Origin of the sequence: Micromonospora sp. CPCC 205554, from assembly GCF_036902745.1 — a bacterium.
In the GTDB taxonomy this organism is placed as follows: Bacteria; Actinomycetota; Actinomycetes; order Mycobacteriales; family Micromonosporaceae; genus Micromonospora; species Micromonospora tulbaghiae.
The window spans coordinates 77407-92294 of record NZ_JBAKHP010000004.1; the positions used below are offsets into that span (position 1 = coordinate 77407).

At 73.0% G+C, this 14888-nt stretch carries 21 protein-coding genes and 1 pseudogene; 13 read left to right on the forward strand and 9 right to left on the reverse strand.

Translation table 11 applies throughout. The annotated features are described in order from the left end of the window. Positions 1 to 12: 12 nt before the first annotated feature. A complete protein-coding gene (locus V6U82_RS08975; RefSeq protein WP_334460422.1) occupies positions 13 to 669 on the forward strand; it encodes an HAD family hydrolase in 657 nt (218 codons plus the stop codon). Positions 670 to 803: 134 nt separating this feature from the next. Beyond that, positions 804 to 1409: a YdeI/OmpD-associated family protein gene (locus V6U82_RS08980; RefSeq protein WP_334460424.1), complete on the forward strand. Its 606-nt coding sequence runs from the start codon at positions 804 to 806 to the stop codon at positions 1407 to 1409. Positions 1410 to 1444: 35 nt separating this feature from the next. Here the strand turns inward: V6U82_RS08980 and V6U82_RS08985 are convergent, their stop codons facing one another. After that, positions 1445 to 2320, reverse strand: coding sequence for an alpha/beta fold hydrolase (locus V6U82_RS08985; RefSeq protein ID WP_334460426.1), 876 nt, complete (start codon positions 2318 to 2320; stop codon positions 1445 to 1447). Positions 2321 to 2446: 126 nt separating this feature from the next. Between V6U82_RS08985 and V6U82_RS08990 the strand changes: the two genes are divergently transcribed. After that, positions 2447 to 2671 (forward strand): hypothetical protein, encoded by a 225-nt coding sequence (locus V6U82_RS08990; protein ID WP_128137214.1) that lies wholly within the window; start codon positions 2447 to 2449, stop codon positions 2669 to 2671. 14 nt (positions 2672 to 2685) lie between these two features. On the opposite strand, the gene V6U82_RS08995 is transcribed toward V6U82_RS08990, so the two are convergent. After that, positions 2686 to 3150: a MarR family transcriptional regulator gene (locus V6U82_RS08995; RefSeq protein WP_334460428.1), complete on the reverse strand. Its 465-nt coding sequence runs from the start codon at positions 3148 to 3150 to the stop codon at positions 2686 to 2688. 113 nt (positions 3151 to 3263) lie between these two features. Between V6U82_RS08995 and V6U82_RS09000 the strand changes: the two genes are divergently transcribed. Continuing rightward, entirely contained in the window at positions 3264 to 4040 is a 777-nt protein-coding gene (locus V6U82_RS09000) for a hypothetical protein (RefSeq protein WP_258544859.1), read from the forward strand. Between the two features lie 53 nt (positions 4041 to 4093). Then, positions 4094 to 4837, forward strand: coding sequence for an SAM-dependent methyltransferase (locus V6U82_RS09005; RefSeq protein ID WP_128137217.1), 744 nt, complete (start codon positions 4094 to 4096; stop codon positions 4835 to 4837). A 42-nt stretch (positions 4838 to 4879) separates the two neighbouring features. Here the strand turns inward: V6U82_RS09005 and V6U82_RS09010 are convergent, their stop codons facing one another. The 3 genes from V6U82_RS09010 to V6U82_RS09020 all read right to left on the reverse strand — a co-directional run bounded on the left by V6U82_RS09010 (position 4880) and on the right by V6U82_RS09020 (position 7509). After that, the gene (locus tag V6U82_RS09010) at positions 4880 to 5524 is read right to left on the reverse strand and encodes a response regulator transcription factor (protein WP_334460432.1); all 645 of its coding nucleotides are present in this window, start codon (positions 5522 to 5524) and stop codon (positions 4880 to 4882) included. Continuing rightward, on the reverse strand, positions 5515 to 6615 hold the full coding sequence (locus V6U82_RS09015) for a sensor histidine kinase (protein WP_334460434.1): 1101 nt from the start codon (positions 6613 to 6615) through the stop codon (positions 5515 to 5517). Before V6U82_RS09015 ends, V6U82_RS09010 begins: the two co-directional genes overlap by 10 nt. 162 nt (positions 6616 to 6777) lie before the next feature. Next, positions 6778 to 7509 carry a DedA family protein gene (locus tag V6U82_RS09020; protein ID WP_128136284.1) on the reverse strand — a complete coding sequence of 244 codons (732 nt, stop codon included), beginning with the start codon at positions 7507 to 7509 and terminating at the stop codon, positions 6778 to 6780. A gap of 190 nt (positions 7510 to 7699) precedes the next feature. On the opposite strand from V6U82_RS09020, the gene V6U82_RS09025 reads away from it, so the two are divergent. The 6 genes and pseudogenes from V6U82_RS09025 to V6U82_RS09050 all read left to right on the forward strand — a co-directional run bounded on the left by V6U82_RS09025 (position 7700) and on the right by V6U82_RS09050 (position 10680). After that, positions 7700 to 8197 carry a YcxB family protein gene (locus V6U82_RS09025; RefSeq protein ID WP_128136310.1) on the forward strand — a complete coding sequence of 166 codons (498 nt, stop codon included), beginning with the start codon at positions 7700 to 7702 and terminating at the stop codon, positions 8195 to 8197. 41 nt (positions 8198 to 8238) lie between these two features. Then, a complete protein-coding gene (locus V6U82_RS09030) occupies positions 8239 to 8559 on the forward strand; it encodes a PadR family transcriptional regulator (RefSeq protein WP_128136311.1) in 321 nt (106 codons plus the stop codon). Positions 8560 to 8592: 33 nt separating this feature from the next. After that, positions 8593 to 9660: a hypothetical protein gene (locus V6U82_RS09035; RefSeq protein WP_334460436.1), complete on the forward strand. Its 1068-nt coding sequence runs from the start codon at positions 8593 to 8595 to the stop codon at positions 9658 to 9660. Positions 9661 to 9669: 9 nt separating this feature from the next. Further along, positions 9670 to 9864 carry a DNA-binding protein gene (locus tag V6U82_RS09040; protein ID WP_128136286.1) on the forward strand — a complete coding sequence of 65 codons (195 nt, stop codon included), beginning with the start codon at positions 9670 to 9672 and terminating at the stop codon, positions 9862 to 9864. 10 nt (positions 9865 to 9874) lie between these two features. Then, positions 9875 to 10057, forward strand: a pseudogene (locus tag V6U82_RS09045) (VOC family protein); the annotation flags it as partial. Beyond that, positions 10054 to 10680, forward strand: coding sequence for a hypothetical protein (locus V6U82_RS09050; RefSeq protein ID WP_334460437.1), 627 nt, complete (start codon positions 10054 to 10056; stop codon positions 10678 to 10680). The pseudogene V6U82_RS09045 and the gene V6U82_RS09050, both read left to right, overlap by 4 nt. A gap of 181 nt (positions 10681 to 10861) precedes the next feature. On the opposite strand, the gene V6U82_RS09055 is transcribed toward V6U82_RS09050, so the two are convergent. The 4 genes from V6U82_RS09055 to V6U82_RS09070 all read right to left on the reverse strand — a co-directional run bounded on the left by V6U82_RS09055 (position 10862) and on the right by V6U82_RS09070 (position 13905). Continuing rightward, complete coding sequence (locus V6U82_RS09055; protein WP_334460439.1) at positions 10862 to 11611, reverse strand: alpha/beta hydrolase; 750 nt, start codon at positions 11609 to 11611, stop codon at positions 10862 to 10864. 324 nt (positions 11612 to 11935) lie between these two features. Further along, a complete protein-coding gene (locus tag V6U82_RS09060; protein WP_128136289.1) occupies positions 11936 to 12304 on the reverse strand; it encodes a YciI family protein in 369 nt (122 codons plus the stop codon). A gap of 136 nt (positions 12305 to 12440) precedes the next feature. Next, on the reverse strand, positions 12441 to 13304 hold the full coding sequence (locus tag V6U82_RS09065) for a PhzF family phenazine biosynthesis protein (protein WP_334460442.1): 864 nt from the start codon (positions 13302 to 13304) through the stop codon (positions 12441 to 12443). A 10-nt stretch (positions 13305 to 13314) separates the two neighbouring features. Beyond that, entirely contained in the window at positions 13315 to 13905 is a 591-nt protein-coding gene (locus V6U82_RS09070) for a TetR/AcrR family transcriptional regulator (protein WP_334460443.1), read from the reverse strand. A gap of 102 nt (positions 13906 to 14007) precedes the next feature. On the opposite strand from V6U82_RS09070, the gene V6U82_RS09075 reads away from it, so the two are divergent. Together V6U82_RS09075 and V6U82_RS09080 are read left to right on the forward strand one after the other, a co-directional pair. Continuing rightward, positions 14008 to 14385: a DUF4267 domain-containing protein gene (locus V6U82_RS09075; RefSeq protein ID WP_334460444.1), complete on the forward strand. Its 378-nt coding sequence runs from the start codon at positions 14008 to 14010 to the stop codon at positions 14383 to 14385. A 29-nt stretch (positions 14386 to 14414) separates the two neighbouring features. Beyond that, the gene (locus tag V6U82_RS09080; protein ID WP_334460446.1) at positions 14415 to 14882 is read left to right on the forward strand and encodes an SAM-dependent methyltransferase; all 468 of its coding nucleotides are present in this window, start codon (positions 14415 to 14417) and stop codon (positions 14880 to 14882) included. Positions 14883 to 14888: the final 6 nt, after the last annotated feature.

Below are 14888 nucleotides of genomic sequence, written 5' to 3' on the forward strand. Positions count from 1 at the left end.
TACGATCCGCTGATGATCCGGGCGGTCTTCTTCGACGTGGGCGGGACGATCCTCGACGAGACGCGCGAGTTCGCGACCTGGGCGGACTGGCTGGGCGTTCCCCGGCACACGTTCTCCGCCGTCTTCGGCGCGGTGATCGCCCGTGGCCTGGACTACCAGGAGGTGTTCCGGGCCTTCCGGCCCGACTTCGATCTCACCGCCGAACTCGCGCGCCGGGTCGCGGCCGGCGACCCGGAGTCGTTCGGCGAGGAGGATCTCTACCCGGACGCGCGGACGTGCCTGGCCGCCCTGCGCGAGCAGGGACTGCGCGTCGGCCTGGCCGGCAACCAGCCGGAGCACGCCGAGGCGACGTTGCGGGCGCTGGACCTGCCGGTGGACGTGATCGGCACGTCGGCGGCCTGGGGCGTGGCGAAACCGGAGCCGGAGTTCTTCGCCCGGGTCGTCCGCGAGGGCGGCGGCGACGCGTCGGCGATCCTGTACGTCGGTGACCGGCCGGACAACGACGCCACGCCGGCGATGGCGGCCGGCATGGCGGCGTGCCTGATCCGGCGCGGCCCGTGGGGTCACATCCTCGACATGCCGGACGTGGCCGACCGGTGCCTGTTCCGCGTCGGCTCGCTGGACGAGTTGCCGGACCTGGTGGCGCGGCACAACGGCGCGGGCGGCTAGCCAGCCGACAGGGAGACCCGGATGCGGTGGTGGCGCGGCGACCCGCGCCGAAGACGGTGACGCCGCTCGATCCGGACATGTTCGATCCCGCCTGTCCGGCCTCGGCGTCGTACCCCTGGCATAGCCTTCCGGCCATGGCGAGCGAGGAGTTGGACGAGCTGATCGTGCCCGACGCGCAGGCGCTGCGCGCGTGGTTGTCCGCCAACCACGACACGTCGCCCGGTGTCTGGCTCGCGCTGGGCCGCAAGGGCGGCACGATCACCACGCTGACCTGGCAGCAGGCGGTCGACGAGGCGCTGTGCTTCGGCTGGATCGACGGGCAGGGCCGCAAGCGCGACCACGAGAGCTCCTGGATCCGGTACACCCCGCGCCGGGCGCGCAGTTCCTGGTCGCAGCGCAACGTCGCGCACGTGGCCCGGCTGGAGTCGGAGGGGCGGATGACACCGGCGGGCCGGGCCGCGGTGGAGGCGGCGAAGGCGGACGGCCGGTGGACGGCGGCCTACGCGCCGCCGTCGGAGGCCGAGGTGCCCGCCGACCTGCTCGCCGCCATCGCTGCCGAGCCCGCCGCGCAGGCCATGTTCGACGTCCTCACCAGCGCCAACAGGTTCTCGCTCATCCACCGGCTCAACGCGGTCAAGCGGGCGGAGACCCGGCAGCGCAAGATCGGCGAGTTCGTCGCCATGCTGGCCCGCCACGAGACGATCCACCCGCAGAAGGCGAAGCCGCCGAGCGCTCCCTGACGTCGGATCCGGTCGACCGTCGGCGGCTTACCGGCTCACGCGTGGTCCCGGACGAACGCGCGCATGAGCGCGGCGCACTCGGCCGCGTGGGTCTCCAGCAGCAGGTGGCCGCCGTCGTAGATGTGCGCGTCCATCCGGTCGAGCGCGCGGTGGTACGCGAGCACCTCGGCCACGTCGAAGTACGCGTCGTGGCGGCCCCACAGCACGAGCGCGGGCGGCTGGTGGGCGCTGTGGTACGCGGCGATCTCGCCGAACCGGGCGACATGGTTCGCGTAGTCGGTGAACAGCGCGAACTGCGCCTCGACGTTGCCGGGCCGGGTCATCCGCTCCCAGTCCAGGTGCCACGCCTCGGGCGCCTGCAACGGGCGTACGTGGCCGGGCAGCCCGGCGAGGTACTGGTCCCGGGTGCCGGCGAAGGTCAGCCAGTCCGGCAGCGCGGCGCGGGTCTCGTCGCCCGGGTCGGCCCAGTACGCCCGCGCGGTGTCCCACTGCGCGCCGAGCCCGTCGGCGTGCGCGTTGCCGCTCTGCACGACGAGGCCGCGGATCCGTTCCGGGGCGCGGGTGGCCAGGTGGTACCCGACCGGCGCGCCGAAGTCGTGCAGGTAGACGAAGAAGCGGTCCACGTCGAGCCGCCCGAGGAGGCGTTCGACCGTCCACGACAGGTTCTCGAACGTGTAGTCGTACTCGGCGACTGTGGGCGACGAGGACATGCCGAAGCCGGGCAGGTCGGGCGCGAGCACGTGCGCGACCTCGGCGAGCGCGGGCATGACCTCGCGGAACGTGTGCGACGAGCTGGGAAATCCGTGCAGCAGCAGCACCGCCGGGTCGCCCGGGCGGCCGGCCTCGCGGAAGAACACCTCCAGGCCGTCGACGTCGGCGTGCCGGTGGCGGATCTTCTGACTGGCGCGCATCACCTCATCCTGGCGGCCCGGGCGCGCCCGTACGGCCGATTCGCCGCGGCCCGGGCATGACCGGCGGCTGAACGGGGGTGAACCCGGCGTACGCTCGAACGAGCCGACGGTGGGAGGTCGCCCGCGATGATCCCGGTGCTGATCCTGTTCGGGGTTCTCCTCGGGCGCTGGTGGCGGTCGTCGCTCGTGGCCGCCGCGCTGGGCTGGCCGGTCCTGCTGGTCGCGACCGACGTGACGGAGGTCGACGCCGGGCTGCTCGGCGCGGCCGTGCTCGCCGTCGTCAACACCGCTGCCGGCGTGCTGCTCCATCAGGGAGCACGCCTGGCGATCCGGAGCCTTCGGGCACCCTGAGCCGGGCTCGTGCGCTACCCGGTGCCGCCGGTGTTCCGGATCATCCGCCGGAGCACCTTGAGCGTGGTGACGTAGTCGGCGTCGTCGACGCCGTCGTGAATCAGGGCCCGGATCTCCGGCGCGTGCTGCTTCAGGCGGACCCGGGCGGCCTCCCCCGCCTCGGTGATCCGCAGCCGGCCGTTCGCGTCGCGGCTGAGCCAGCCGCGTTCCCGCAGCACCTCCGCCTCGGCGTCCAGGTCGTCCTCGGCCCGCAGATACGAGCGCATCGCGTGCCGCAGCTCGGGGACGGTCAGTGCGCCGCCGCCGGGCAGGAGGTCGTTCGGGGACAGGTTGCGCAGGAGCCAGAACTGGGGCTGGGTGAAGCCGTGCGCGGCATGCCGGGCCCGGGTGAAGGCGATGAGCGACTCGTACGCGACGCCCGTCCAGTAGGCGGCCGGCTGGCCCGCGAGTTCGGCGTCGGACAGGTGCGGCGTCGTCATGGTGGTCTACCTCCGGCAGTGGTCGGGTGCGCTCGACGCTAGGACCTCAACCACGCTTCAGATCAAGCCACGAGGGGCACCGCGTGGCCGCCGGCGCAGGCATGATGGGGCGCATGCGGGTAGCGATGGCGACCGACGCGGGGCATCCCGGCCGTACCAATGAGGATTTCGCCGGCGCCGTCCCCTGCGGCATGGTCCTGGTCGACGGCGCCGGTGGCATCTCCGGCGCGGACGAGGTCTGCCACCACGGCATCGCCTGGTACGCGACCCGGCTCGGCGGCGCGCTGCTCGGGGCGCTGTCCGAGGATCGGAGCCTGCGCGACGTGCTGGCCGAGGGCATCGAGCGGGTCACCGACCAGCACCGCGACACCTGCGACGTCACCCACCCGATCAGCCCGTTCGCCGCCGTGGCGATGCTCCGGTTCTCCGGCGGGACCGTCGAGCACCTGGTCCTCGGCGACGCGGTCGCGGTCGTCGGCCGGGCGGCGGGTGAGCCCGTCGTCGCCCACGATCCGCGTGAGGTGGTGATCGCCCGGTCCTTCGAGGAGCGGTTGAAGGACGTGCCCGAGGGTGGCGACGAGTACCGGCGGCTGCTGATGGAACTGCGGGCCCGGCGGAACAGCCCTGGTGGGTTCTGGGTGGCCAAGGACGACCCCCGGGTGGTGGACGAGGCCGTCACCGGCGAGTGCCCCGTCGACGAGGCGCGCACAGCCGCGCTGCTCAGCAACGGCGCGAGCCGTCTCGTCGACACGTTCGGCCTGACCGGCTGGCCCGGGCTGCTGCGCCTGCTGGAGACCCACGGCCCCGCCGAGGTCGTCCGCCGGGTGCGCGAGGCCGAGGCGCGCGAGGGCTTCGCCACCGACGACGCGACGATCGTCTGCCGGCTCTGACCGCCGTGGCAACCGGGGTGCGCGGGCCGGGTGTCCTCGTGTTGACTGCGGCGATGGACCGTCAACGGCTCAGCAGCATCGCGCATTCGCACCACCCGATCGCGGCCCCGCTCTCCGGCGTCAGCGTCAACCGGCTGCTGCGCCGGGCCGGTCGTCGTCCGGCGGCCCGGATCCTCGACCTGGGCTGCGGCGAGGCCGCCTGGGCGTTGCAGGCCCTCGCGCACCACCCGGACGGGCACGCCGACGGCGTGGACCTCAACCCGCACGCGCTCGAACGCGCCACCGAGGCCGCCGCCGTGCGCGGCCTCGCCGACCGGCTCACGCTGCACGAGCGCGACGCCCGGTCGTACGTGCCGGACGGCGACTACGACCTGGTGCTGTGTGTCGGATCGACGCACGCGTTCGACGGGTTCGGCGGGACGCTGGAACTGGCCGGCCGGCACGTGAACGCCGACGGCATCCTGATGGTGGGCGAGGGATTCTGGCAGGTGCCGCCGACGCCGGAGGCGCTGGCGGCGCTGGGCGCGAAGCCGGACGACCACACCGACCTCGCCGGCCTGGTCGCGGCCGCCGAGCAGGCCGGCTGGACACCGGTGTACGCGCACGTCAGCGACGCCGCCGAGTGGGACGACTACGAGTGGTCGTGGACCGGTTCGCTGACCGAGTGGGCGCTGGACAACCCGGGTCACCCGGATGCCGCCGGCGCGCTGGCCGCCGCCCGGGAGCACCGCGACCAGTGGCTGCGCGGATACCGCGGCGTGCTGGGGTTCGTGACGCTGGTGCTGCGCCGGATCTGACCGGCCGGTCCTCGCGCGCCGCCCGGCCCGAACCGGACGGCGTCAGGAGCCGAGGTAGCGCAGGATCGCCAGGACCCGGCGGCTGTAGCCGGTCACGTGGGTGAGGTCGAGCTTGTCGAAGATGGTGTTGACGTGCTTCTCGACGGCGCTCTGCGAGACGTGCAGGCGTCCGGCGATCGCGGCGTTGGTGTGGCCCTGCGCCATGTGGTGCAGCACGTCGCGTTCCCGAGGGGTGAGGCGGCCCAGCGGGTCGCTGTGGCTCGTGGCGGACATGAGCTGCCGGACGACCTCGGGGTCGAGCGCGGTGGCGCCGGCGGCGACGCGGTCGAGCGCGTCGAGGAACTCCTCGACCTGGGCGACACGGTCCTTCAGGACGTAGCCGACGCCCTCGGACCGGTCGGCGAGGAGTTTAGCGGCGTAGCGCTTCTCGACGTACTGGGACAGGACGAGCACGGCGACGTGCGGCCAGCGGCGGCGGATCTCCAGCGCGGCCCGCAGTCCGTCGTCGGTGTTGTCGGGCGGCATCCGGACGTCGGTGACGACGGCGTCGGGACGATGCTCGTCGACGGCGGCGACGAGCTGGTCGGCGTCCGCGGCGGCGGCCACCACCTGGTGTCCCTCGTCGGCCAGGAGGCGGACCAGCCCTTCGCGGAGCAGGGTGGAGTCTTCAGCGAGGACTATGCGCACGGCAGCTCCGCTCGGATCGTGGTGGGTCCACCGGGTGGGCTGTGCACGTCGAACCGGCCGTCGAGCGCGGTGACCCGGCGGGCGAGCCCTTGCAGGCCGCTGCCGTGCGGGTCGGCGCCGCCGATGCCGTCGTCGTGCACACGCATCCCGATCGTCGTGTCCCGTGCCTCGATCTCGATCGCGACGAGCGTGGCGCGGGCGTGTTTGGTGGCGTTGGTGAGCGCCTCGCAGGCGACGAAGTAGAGCACGGTCTCGACCGGCCGCGCGGGCCGGACCGGCACATCGTAGGTGATCTTGACGGGCGTCGCCGACCGCTGTGCCACCATGGTCAGCACCTCGTCCAGCGTGGTGTGGTCGAGTGCGGACGGGTAGACCCGCCAGGCCACCTCCCGCAGTTCGTCGACGGCGCGCTGGGCGTCCTCGTGCGCCTGCGTCAGAAGGGCGCGGGCCTTGTCGGGGTCGCGGCTGCGGCGTGCCCGCCCGAGCAGCATGCCGAGGGCGACGAGGTGTTGTTGCAGCCCGTCGTGCAGGTCGCGCTCGATGCGCTGACGCTCGGCGTCGACAGCGGCGATGACGCCGGCCCGGCTGACCGCGAGTTCGCTGATCCGCCGCTGCAACGCCTCGCGTGTGTGGGATTCGAGCAGGCGGCGGGCCAGCCGGCGGTCCAGCGTCGCCACGCCGGCCATGGCCTGGAGGTTCACCGCCAGCAGGGCGGCCCCGATCAGCACCTGGAGCAGGAACCCGGCGACGGTCATGGTGCCCGCCACGAAGGAGCGCACCACGATGGCGGCGAGCACCACGCCGACCACGAGCAGCCCGGCGGTGAGCGCGCCGAGAGCCGCCGGCAGGAGCCGGGCGGCCAGGTAGCCGACGACCCGTGCTCCGCCCGCCCGCACCGGTGGCGGCACTTCCTCCGAGGCGACGACGGCCAGGCGCCGCCGCTCCCACTCCGCGACGCGCCGGGCGTACCGGATGGTGGTCGCGCCGACGCGGCGGCGGACCGCCGGCGCCGGCGAGACCGCCACCACGGCGAGCCCGGCGAGGAGCAGGAACAGCGCCTCGGCCACGGCGGTCAGGACCCCGACGGCCACGGCCGCCACTGGCCGGCCCCACCGGGCCACGGCAGGAAGGCGCGACCGCCGACCGTGGACCGTGTGCTCCGGCATCGGGGCCTCCCGTCGTGGCTCGTGTCGTCCCGGGTCGATGGCGGGCGGCCGGGCGTGTGTCCGGCCGCCTGCCAACCTAGCCACCGGTCACCGGCCGTCGTCCGGCCGGCGTGGGGTTCCGTACAGGGTGCCCCGTACGGCGTGCTCGGCCGCCGGTCGCGGGCGGCGCGCCCTGATCAGCCGGGACACGACGAAGTACGCGACGGCCAGCGCGCACACCACGACGACGATGCGCTGGAACGTCCCGGCGTACGGCTCGACGACGTGCCAGTTCTCCCCGAGCAGGTAGCCGGACATCACGAACACGGTGTTCCAGATCAGGCTGCCCAGCGTGGTGTAGAGCAGGAACGTGGGGACCGGCATGCGTTCCACACCGGCCGGGACGGAGATGAGGCTACGGAAGATCGGGATCATGCGGCCCAGGAAGACCGTCTTCACCCCGTGCCGGGCGAACCACGTCTCCGTCCGGTCGATGTCGCTCACCTGGATCAACGGCAGCCGTACCGCGATCGCGCGGACCCGGTCGCGTCCGAGCGCGGCGCCGACGCAGTACAGCGCCAGCGCGCCCACCACCGAGCCGATGGTGGTCCAGAGGATCGCGGCGAACAGGTTCATCCGGCCCTGACTGGCGGTGAACCCCGCCAACGGCAGGATCACCTCGCTCGGGATGGGCGGGAACAGATTCTCCAGCGCCACCGCCAAACCGGCGCCCGGGGCGCCGAGCCGCTCCATCAGATCGGTCACCAACCCGGCCAGCCCGCCCTGCGGCGGATCGGATTCCCCGGCCAGCCGGCCGGCTACGTGCCACAAACGGATCATGCCGATGACGCTATGAAGCCGTGGTGTTCCGGACCATGAGGTTGACCGCCGACCTGAGCGGGCCGGCCCCAGCCGCGGGGTGTGGAGAACCGCACCCCGGGCGGCCACCGGTAACGTGGAGCCGCACGTCGTCGCGGGGCAGCGCTCCCGCCGTCCAGAACACGAGTCCGGTGGGTGGTCCTCGGTGCCGATGCAGATCCGTTTCGCCGTGCCGGCCGATCCTGCCTATCCGGCCCGCGTGGCCGCCGCGCTCGCCGCCGCCCGGCTGCGCCGGTTCGGCTACATCGGCGCGGCCCTCGCCGCGATCGGGGTGATCGGGTGGGTCGCCTCGCAGGCGTCGGAGCGGGGTGACCGCTTCGCGTCGCTGTGGACCGCGTTCATCGTGGCCGGCGTGCTGTCGATGCTGTACGCGCCGTGGGTGCGGTGGCGGGCCCGGCGCCGCTCCGGCGGCTACGCGGTCGAGGGCGGCTACGACATCGACGACCGCAACATCATGATGCGCAGCGGTTCGGAGTCCGGCGGCATCGCCTGGGACGGCGTCACACGGGTCAGCGAGACCCCGGACTTCTGGCTCGTGTACGTCGGGCGGATGCCGGCCACCGTGATCCCCCGCTGGCTGATGTCCGCCGAGGACGCCGGGACGCTGCGTGCCTTCATGACCGAACGCGGTCTGCTCGACGACCGTTGACGATGTATTGATTGACTGTATATGTTGCCTCGGTGAGTGAGATGCGCGAGGCGACCTTCCTGATCCTGACCGCGTTGGCCGACGAGCCGCGCCACGGCTACGGGATCATCCAGGACGTCTCCGGCCTGTCCGGCGGTCGCGTCAACCTGCTGCCGGGCACGCTCTACGCCGCCCTGGACCGCCTGGTCGCGCAGGGCCTCGTCGAACCCAGCCACGAAGAGGTGGTGGACGGCCGGCTGCGCCGCTACTACCGGCTGCACGCCGACGGCCAGGCCGAGCTGGCGCGCCAGACCGAGCGGCTGCGGCAGCTCGCGTCCGCCGCCGAGACCCGGCTGCGCGCCCTGCGACCCCGCACCGCCTGACCCCCACCGTCACGGCCTCGTAGGGAGAAACCCGTGCACCGCTGGCTGCTGCTGGCCTACCCCCGTGACTACCGCCGCGCGCGCGGGCCCGAGATCCTGGAGACGGTACGGGACGTCGGCGCGGCCCACCGGCGTACCCGGATGGCGGCGAATCTCGTACGCCACGGTCTGCGCGCCCGGCTGGGACGGCCGGCGAGCCGTACCGTGGTGGTCTGGGCGTCGGTCTTCGCGGTGGTCTGCGGTCTGTTCGCCGCGTCGTTCGGCACCTGGCTCGCCTGGCTCGGCTCCCGCCCGCTCGACCACCGGGACCTCGCCGCCGTGGTGGGACAGCTCTACCCGGACCGGCAGGCGGGCCACCTCGACCAGGAAGACCCGCCCGCCGTGTTCCTCATCTACGGCCACCCGCTGACCGGAGACCTCCTGTCCGAGCTGCTGCTCGGTGACGGCGGCGAGTACGCGCCGGCCGAGCTGACCGCGTCGTTCGACCAGGCGCCGCCCGCCGGCCTCACCGAGCTGCGCCGGCGTCTGGACGCCACCGGGTGGGAGCAGAGCGAGCCCGTCCACTCCGACGCGTACGACTGCATCCCCGACCATCCGCGGTGCGACCCGGCGACCATCCCCTCCGACATCACCGTGAACGCCGCACGGGGCGACCACATCCTCGCTGTGGAAATCACCCCCGAGGGCTCGATGAGCCTCACCCTCAGCCGGGCCACCCCCGGCGCCGCGTATCCGGCCGGTCTGCTCGGCTTCGCACTCGGCGCGCCGGGCGGCTGGGTGCTGTTCGGCTGGGCCAGCCGCCGCACCGAGGAACGGCGCCCGCTGGTGCAGGCGCCGGCGAAGGTCCTGTACGGCGTCGCGATGGTGTTCTGGGCCGCGCCGATCCTGCTGAGCGCGCCGCTGATGCTCACGCACCACCTGAGCGAGCCGCATCCCCGCTGGCACGTGCCGTGGGAGTGGCTCGGCCAGCCGGCCCTGTCGCTGCCGTTCCTGCTCGGCGCGGTCCTGCTGCTGCTCGTGCTGGCCCTGGCGGCGCTGCCGCACCGGCGCCCGGCCGACCGTACGCTCGCCGGGGCGACGGGCCAGCGCCCGGCGGTCTAGCATCGGGCGATGACGTCGTCCCTGCACCGCCTGCCGAAGATCAGCGCACCGGCCACGCGGGCGCTGAACGCCGCCGGCTACACGACGCTGCGCCAGCTCGCCGGGGTGCCGCGCGCGGAGCTGGCCCGCTTGCACGGCATGGGGCCGAAGGCGCTGGGCGTCATCGAGGCCGCCCTCGACGAGCACGACCTGCGGCTGAGCTGACGAGGTGATCGCGGTGCCGCAACAGATGCACCTGGACGTGATGGTCGACGACCGGGACGAGGCGGGTCTGGCGGTGCTCGCGCTGGGTGCGCGGCGGTTGCCGGGCGACCACGTGCACGGCCACCCCGCAGGCCGCCCGTTCTGCCTGATCCGGCGTCCCACCTGGGCGTCGCCGGTGGGCGGGTCCGCGTGACGCACCAGGACCGAACGCACCGGGAGGTCACCGGTGGCGGCCAGCCCGCCGACCGCTGGACGGTGAACGCGTGGCGGGTCCTGCACATCGGGGTGGCGATCACCGCGGTCTGTCTGCTCTGGGCGGTCAGCGTCCCGGGTTTCGTCTTCCTCCTGATGCTCGGCGTGGTTCACCTGCTCGTTCTGGCCGGTCTGGGTTGGGCCGCCCTGGTGGTGTTCTTCGTGGCGGAGCGCCGCCGCTGGTCCTGGCGTTTCCTGACCGCCCCGGTGATCGTCGTGCTCACGGGGGCGTTGCTCGCCGCGGGAGCGCCGTTCCAGGCTCGCTGGGCGGTGAGCCGTGGCGCGTTCGATCGGGTGGTCGCCGCCCTGCCCCCGGCAGGCCCGGAAGACGCCGAGTGGTCACCCGTGGCGGTGCCGCGCCGCATCGGCGCCTACCTCATCACCTCGGCTTACACCGTCCCCGGCGGTGTGGTGCTGTACGAGACCAACGGATACATGCTGGACGACGCCGGATTCGCCTACCTGCCCCAGGGCCCCACCGCCGACCTGGCGACCGAGGAGTTCGAGGCTCCGCGCTTCACGCACCTCGGCGGCCCCTGGTACAGCTGGACCGCGAGCTGGTAGGGCAACGACCTACGGCTGCCGCGAGGATTCCCGGTAGGGGATGAACACCAGCGTCCGACGTTGCCGCCGAGGTGGCGATGGAAGTCGGTGGCGGCCCGCCGGTCGGACACGGCGATGACGACGTGGTCCGGTCCGGCCACGGGCGTCTTGCGTCGACCGTACCGGCGGGCCCGGCCGGGGGTCAGGCGCTCGGACGCCGCCGGACAAGGTGACGGGCGAAGAACCGGTTCGCGGGCTCTCCCTCGAACTGCGGCACGCCCGTGTGCCCACCCATGTTGGCGTGCAGCGTCTTCTCCGCCGAGCCGAAGGCGTCGAACAGGTCCAGTGCCATCTGCCGGTCGTTGCCCTCGTCGTCCCACTGCAGCAGGACGTGCAGCGGAATGGTGACCCGCCGCGCCTCCTCGATGATGGCGCGCGGCACGAAGCTCCCGGCGAACAGGAGCGCGGCCACGATGCGCGGTTCGACAAGCGCCAGCCGCACGCCGATCGAGATCACCCCGCCGGCGTACCCGACCGGGCCTCCGACCTCGGGCAGCGCGAGGAGGGCGTCCAGCGCGGCCCGACACTCCGGGACCGCCTTCTCGACCAGCGGCAGGACGAGCCGGTCGACGATCTCGTCGGCGACCGGCTCACCGGCCGCCAGCGCGCGGTGCAGATCGGCGCGGGCCTGTTCGGCGGCGGCGGACGCAGGCCGGTCGCCGCTTCCGGGAAGCTCGATGGTGGCCGCGGCGAAGCCCTGCGCGACGCAGCCCTCCGCCCGTGCCAGCAGGCGGGGATACATCCGGCGGAGTCCGCCGGGGTGGCCGAGCAGGATCAGCGGGGCCGGCTCGGACGCGGATGCGGGCGTCCACAGGAGGCCGGGGATCTCGCCGAGGGTGAACGTGCGCTCGCGGACGCCGTCGGCGAGGCGCTGTTCGGAGGTGAATCGCATGGTCGTGCCTTTCGGGAGTGAGACGGCGCTCCCGGACGACCTATCGCCCGGCCGTGACCCCCGAGGGGAGCACCCATGTCGTTACTGCGGTCACGGGTACCACCTCCCTCGTCCTCCGGCACGGCCACCGGAAAGCTAACAGCACCGGCCGGGGTCGCCAACCGGTTTTCGCGACCGGCCTCGGCCCGTCACCGTAGTCTGCCCGCGACCTGGTTGAGGCGAACGGCGAGGTCACGTTTCGCCGCACGAGGCTGTCGATCACGGTGGGCGTGGCTGCCGTCCGGGTGCCACGCCCACCCCGTCATCGCGTCGACGTCGGACCTGTCACCGGCCGGCCGCGCGGAGCATCGCCTCCGTCTCGGGGTCGGGCATGATCTCCCGGACCTCCTGGGCGCAGCGGCACGACACGGCGATCTTGGCGGCCCACTTCAGCGCCTCGTCGCGTGAGGCCACGTCGAGGACCACGAACCCGCCGATGACCTCCTTGGTCTCCGGGAACGGCCCGTCGGTGACCACCCCGTCCGTACCGACGATGCTCGCCTGCTGCCGTTCGAGCCCGGTGCCGTACACGAAGACGCCCGCGTTCACGGCCTCCTGGATGACCGCGTGCGCGTCCTTGCCCACCTGGGGGATCTCCTCGGCGGGGATGTGGTCCATCGCGCCGTCGTTGAACGAGATCAGGTACCGCGCCATGCCATGACTCCCTTGTCCGGGCGGCCCGGTCCGGCCGCCTCTCACCCGTACTACGAACGAGCCGCCCCGGATCCGACGTCATGCGCCCAGCGGGTTCAGTGCGCTTCGAGGACGAAGAGGACGACAGGCGTCCTCCTCACCGGACCGCCTCCTCGACAGGCGGGATGGGCACGGCGGTGCCGGTCACCGCGATCCCGGTGCCGGGGCCGGCGGGGATGCCGACGGTGAGCAGGCTCGGACGGCCCATGTCCTCGCCCTGCCGCACGGTCACAGTCGCGGGCGGCTGCACCAGGCCCAGCTCCCGCAGGTAGCCGCCGAACGCGGCGGCCGCCGCCCCGGTCGCGGCGTCCTCGACCACGCCGCCGGGCGGGAACGGGTTGCGCGCGTGGAACACCAGCGGAGACTCCCGGTGCACCAGGTCGATCGTGGTCCAGTCCCGCTCGGCCATCAGGGCGCTCAGCGCCGCCATGTCGTAGTCCAGGTCCGTCAGGCGCTGCCGGGTCGCGGCGGCCACGATCGGGTGCCAGGCCCCGGCGTACGCGACACGCGGCGGCAGCGTCGCGTCGAGATCGTCAGGCGACCAGCGCAACGCGGCGAGCAGCGCCGCGAGGTCGTCGGCGCCCAGGGGCACGGTACGCGGCGCGACGCTGGTCAGCGTGGCGGTGGTGGCGCCGTCGGCCTGCACGCTCGTGGCGACCTCGACCAGTCCGGCGCGGGTGTCCAGGTGCAGCACACCGGGGCCGTGCCGCTCGGCGTAGGCGACCGCAGCCGCGATCGTCGCGTGGCCGCAGAACGGCACCTCCGCCTTCGGGCTGAAGTAGCGCACCGTGAACCGCCCGCCCCCGCCCGCGGGCACGAGGAACGCCGTCTCGGAGTAGCCGACCCGGGCCGCCACCTGCTGCATCTCCGCGTCTCCGACGCCCGTGGCATCGAGGACGACGCCGGCCGGGTTGCCACCGGCGGGGTCGGCGGTGAACGCGGCGTATCGGTTGACGTCCATGATCACGATCCTAGGTCAGCGGCCCGCCCTCGGCTGTCCCGAAGCGGGCGACGAGGAAGTCGAGTCGCTCCTCCTGCCCGCCCGCCGGGACACGGCCGCTGCGGGACAGCACCGTGATGCCGTGCAGCGCGCTCCAGAGGACCTCAGCGGACAACTCCCGCCGCTCGTCTCCGGGGTCGAAGCAGCTGACGAACTCGTCGAAGCAGGCCCGCAGCGGCGGCGGGGTCTCGGCGCTGGCGAACCGCAGTTCGGTGGGCAGGACGAACATGGCGTCGTACAGGGCCGGCCGCTCGGTCGCGAAGTCCAGGTAGGCGTGGCAGACCGCGCGCAGGGACTGCCCCGGGTCGGGCGCGGCCTGCCGTGCGCGGCTCAGGTGGGTGGCGAGCTCGGTGAACCCGTCCAGGGCGACGGCGGCGACGATGGCGTCCTTGCCGTTGAAGTGGCTGTAGAGCACGGGCTGGCTGTACTCGACCCGGTCCGCCAGTCGCCTGGTGGTGACCGCCTCCCAGCCCTCGGTCTCGGCCAGCTCGCGCGCGGTGGCGACGATCAATCGATGACGCTGCGCCCGCTCACGTTCGCGGCGCTCACTGACGGCGGACATGACCGGATCCTAGCAGCGCTAGACATCCTGCCGGCGACAATCTATCGTCGCTCTCATCGCTAGCGCCGCTAGCAAGCCGCCGCCACCGAGGGGATGCCATCCATGCTCACCACAGCCGCCACAGTGCTCGCCGGGCTGATCGGCGTGGGCTGCGTACTCATGGGGGTGCTCGCCTTCCGGAGGCCGCAGGGCGCCGCCGGCTTCGGCATTCCCGACACGCCGACCGAGGACCCCACCTTCCGGGCCTGGCTGACCGTCAAGGCCGTACGCGACATCGCCTCGGGCGTCTTCATCCTCATCCTCGTGGCCGGCGCGACACCCCATCTGCTGGGCTGGTTCATGCTCGCCGCCACCGGCATACCCGTCGGAGACGCGCTGATCGTGCGCCGCAGCAACGGCCCCGCGACCGCCGTCTACGGCGTTCACGGCGCCACCGCCCTGGTGATGCTGGTGATCAGCGTCCTGCTGCTCGCCGCCTGAGCGGCCCACACGGAACGGAGAATCCGATCATGCGTAGCTTCGAGATCACATCCATCGGGACCGTCCGCAACGACCGGACGGACATCCAGCACAGCGACAACTGGGGTGCGGTCCGCAGCACGATCGTCGTGGACGAGCGGTTCGGCGAGGCGTGCCTCCAGGGTCTGGAGGAGTTCTCCGACGTGGAGGTCTTCTTCGTCTTCGACCGGTTCCCGGACGGCGGCGACTTCCGGGAACCCCGTCCCTACCGTGGCCGGGCCGACCTGCCGCCGATGGGCGTGTTCGCCGGTCGCGGCCCCCGCCGGCCGAACCGCATCGGCGTGACCTGCTGCCGGATCGAGTCCGTCGACGGCCGCGAGCTGACGGTGGTGGGCCTCGACGCGGTGAACGGCACCCCGGTGATCGACCTCAAGCCGGTGCTGGCGGAGTTCGTCCCCGCCGACGTCCGGCAGCCGGGATGGGTCAGCCGCATGATGTCCGAGTACTTCCAGTCGTAGCGTCGG

Bases quoted from the DNA above. Each gene is read 5' to 3' on its own strand.
- V6U82_RS09065 (WP_334460442.1), bottom strand. From the start codon at position 13,304: ATGGACGTCAACCGATACGCCGCGTTCACCGCCGACCCCGCCGGTGGC.
- V6U82_RS09025 (WP_128136310.1), top strand. From the start codon at position 7,700: ATGCAGATCCGTTTCGCCGTGCCGGCCGATCCTGCCTATCCGGCCCGC.
- V6U82_RS09080 (WP_334460446.1), top strand. From the start codon at position 14,415: ATGCGTAGCTTCGAGATCACATCCATCGGGACCGTCCGCAACGACCGG.
- V6U82_RS09070 (WP_334460443.1), bottom strand. From the start codon at position 13,905: ATGTCCGCCGTCAGTGAGCGCCGCGAACGTGAGCGGGCGCAGCGTCAT.
- V6U82_RS09075 (WP_334460444.1), top strand. From the start codon at position 14,008: ATGCTCACCACAGCCGCCACAGTGCTCGCCGGGCTGATCGGCGTGGGC.
- V6U82_RS09000 (WP_258544859.1), top strand. From the start codon at position 3,264: ATGCGGGTAGCGATGGCGACCGACGCGGGGCATCCCGGCCGTACCAAT.
- V6U82_RS09020 (WP_128136284.1), bottom strand. From the start codon at position 7,509: ATGATCCGTTTGTGGCACGTAGCCGGCCGGCTGGCCGGGGAATCCGAT.
- V6U82_RS08975 (WP_334460422.1), top strand. From the start codon at position 13: ATGATCCGGGCGGTCTTCTTCGACGTGGGCGGGACGATCCTCGACGAG.
- V6U82_RS09005 (WP_128137217.1), top strand. From the start codon at position 4,094: ATGGACCGTCAACGGCTCAGCAGCATCGCGCATTCGCACCACCCGATC.
- V6U82_RS08990 (WP_128137214.1), top strand. From the start codon at position 2,447: ATGATCCCGGTGCTGATCCTGTTCGGGGTTCTCCTCGGGCGCTGGTGG.
- V6U82_RS08980 (WP_334460424.1), top strand. From the start codon at position 804: ATGGCGAGCGAGGAGTTGGACGAGCTGATCGTGCCCGACGCGCAGGCG.
- V6U82_RS08995 (WP_334460428.1), bottom strand. From the start codon at position 3,150: ATGACGACGCCGCACCTGTCCGACGCCGAACTCGCGGGCCAGCCGGCC.
- V6U82_RS09055 (WP_334460439.1), bottom strand. From the start codon at position 11,611: ATGCGATTCACCTCCGAACAGCGCCTCGCCGACGGCGTCCGCGAGCGC.
- V6U82_RS09060 (WP_128136289.1), bottom strand. From the start codon at position 12,304: ATGGCGCGGTACCTGATCTCGTTCAACGACGGCGCGATGGACCACATC.
- V6U82_RS09030 (WP_128136311.1), top strand. From the start codon at position 8,239: ATGCGCGAGGCGACCTTCCTGATCCTGACCGCGTTGGCCGACGAGCCG.
- V6U82_RS08985 (WP_334460426.1), bottom strand. From the start codon at position 2,320: ATGCGCGCCAGTCAGAAGATCCGCCACCGGCACGCCGACGTCGACGGC.
- V6U82_RS09040 (WP_128136286.1), top strand. From the start codon at position 9,670: ATGACGTCGTCCCTGCACCGCCTGCCGAAGATCAGCGCACCGGCCACG.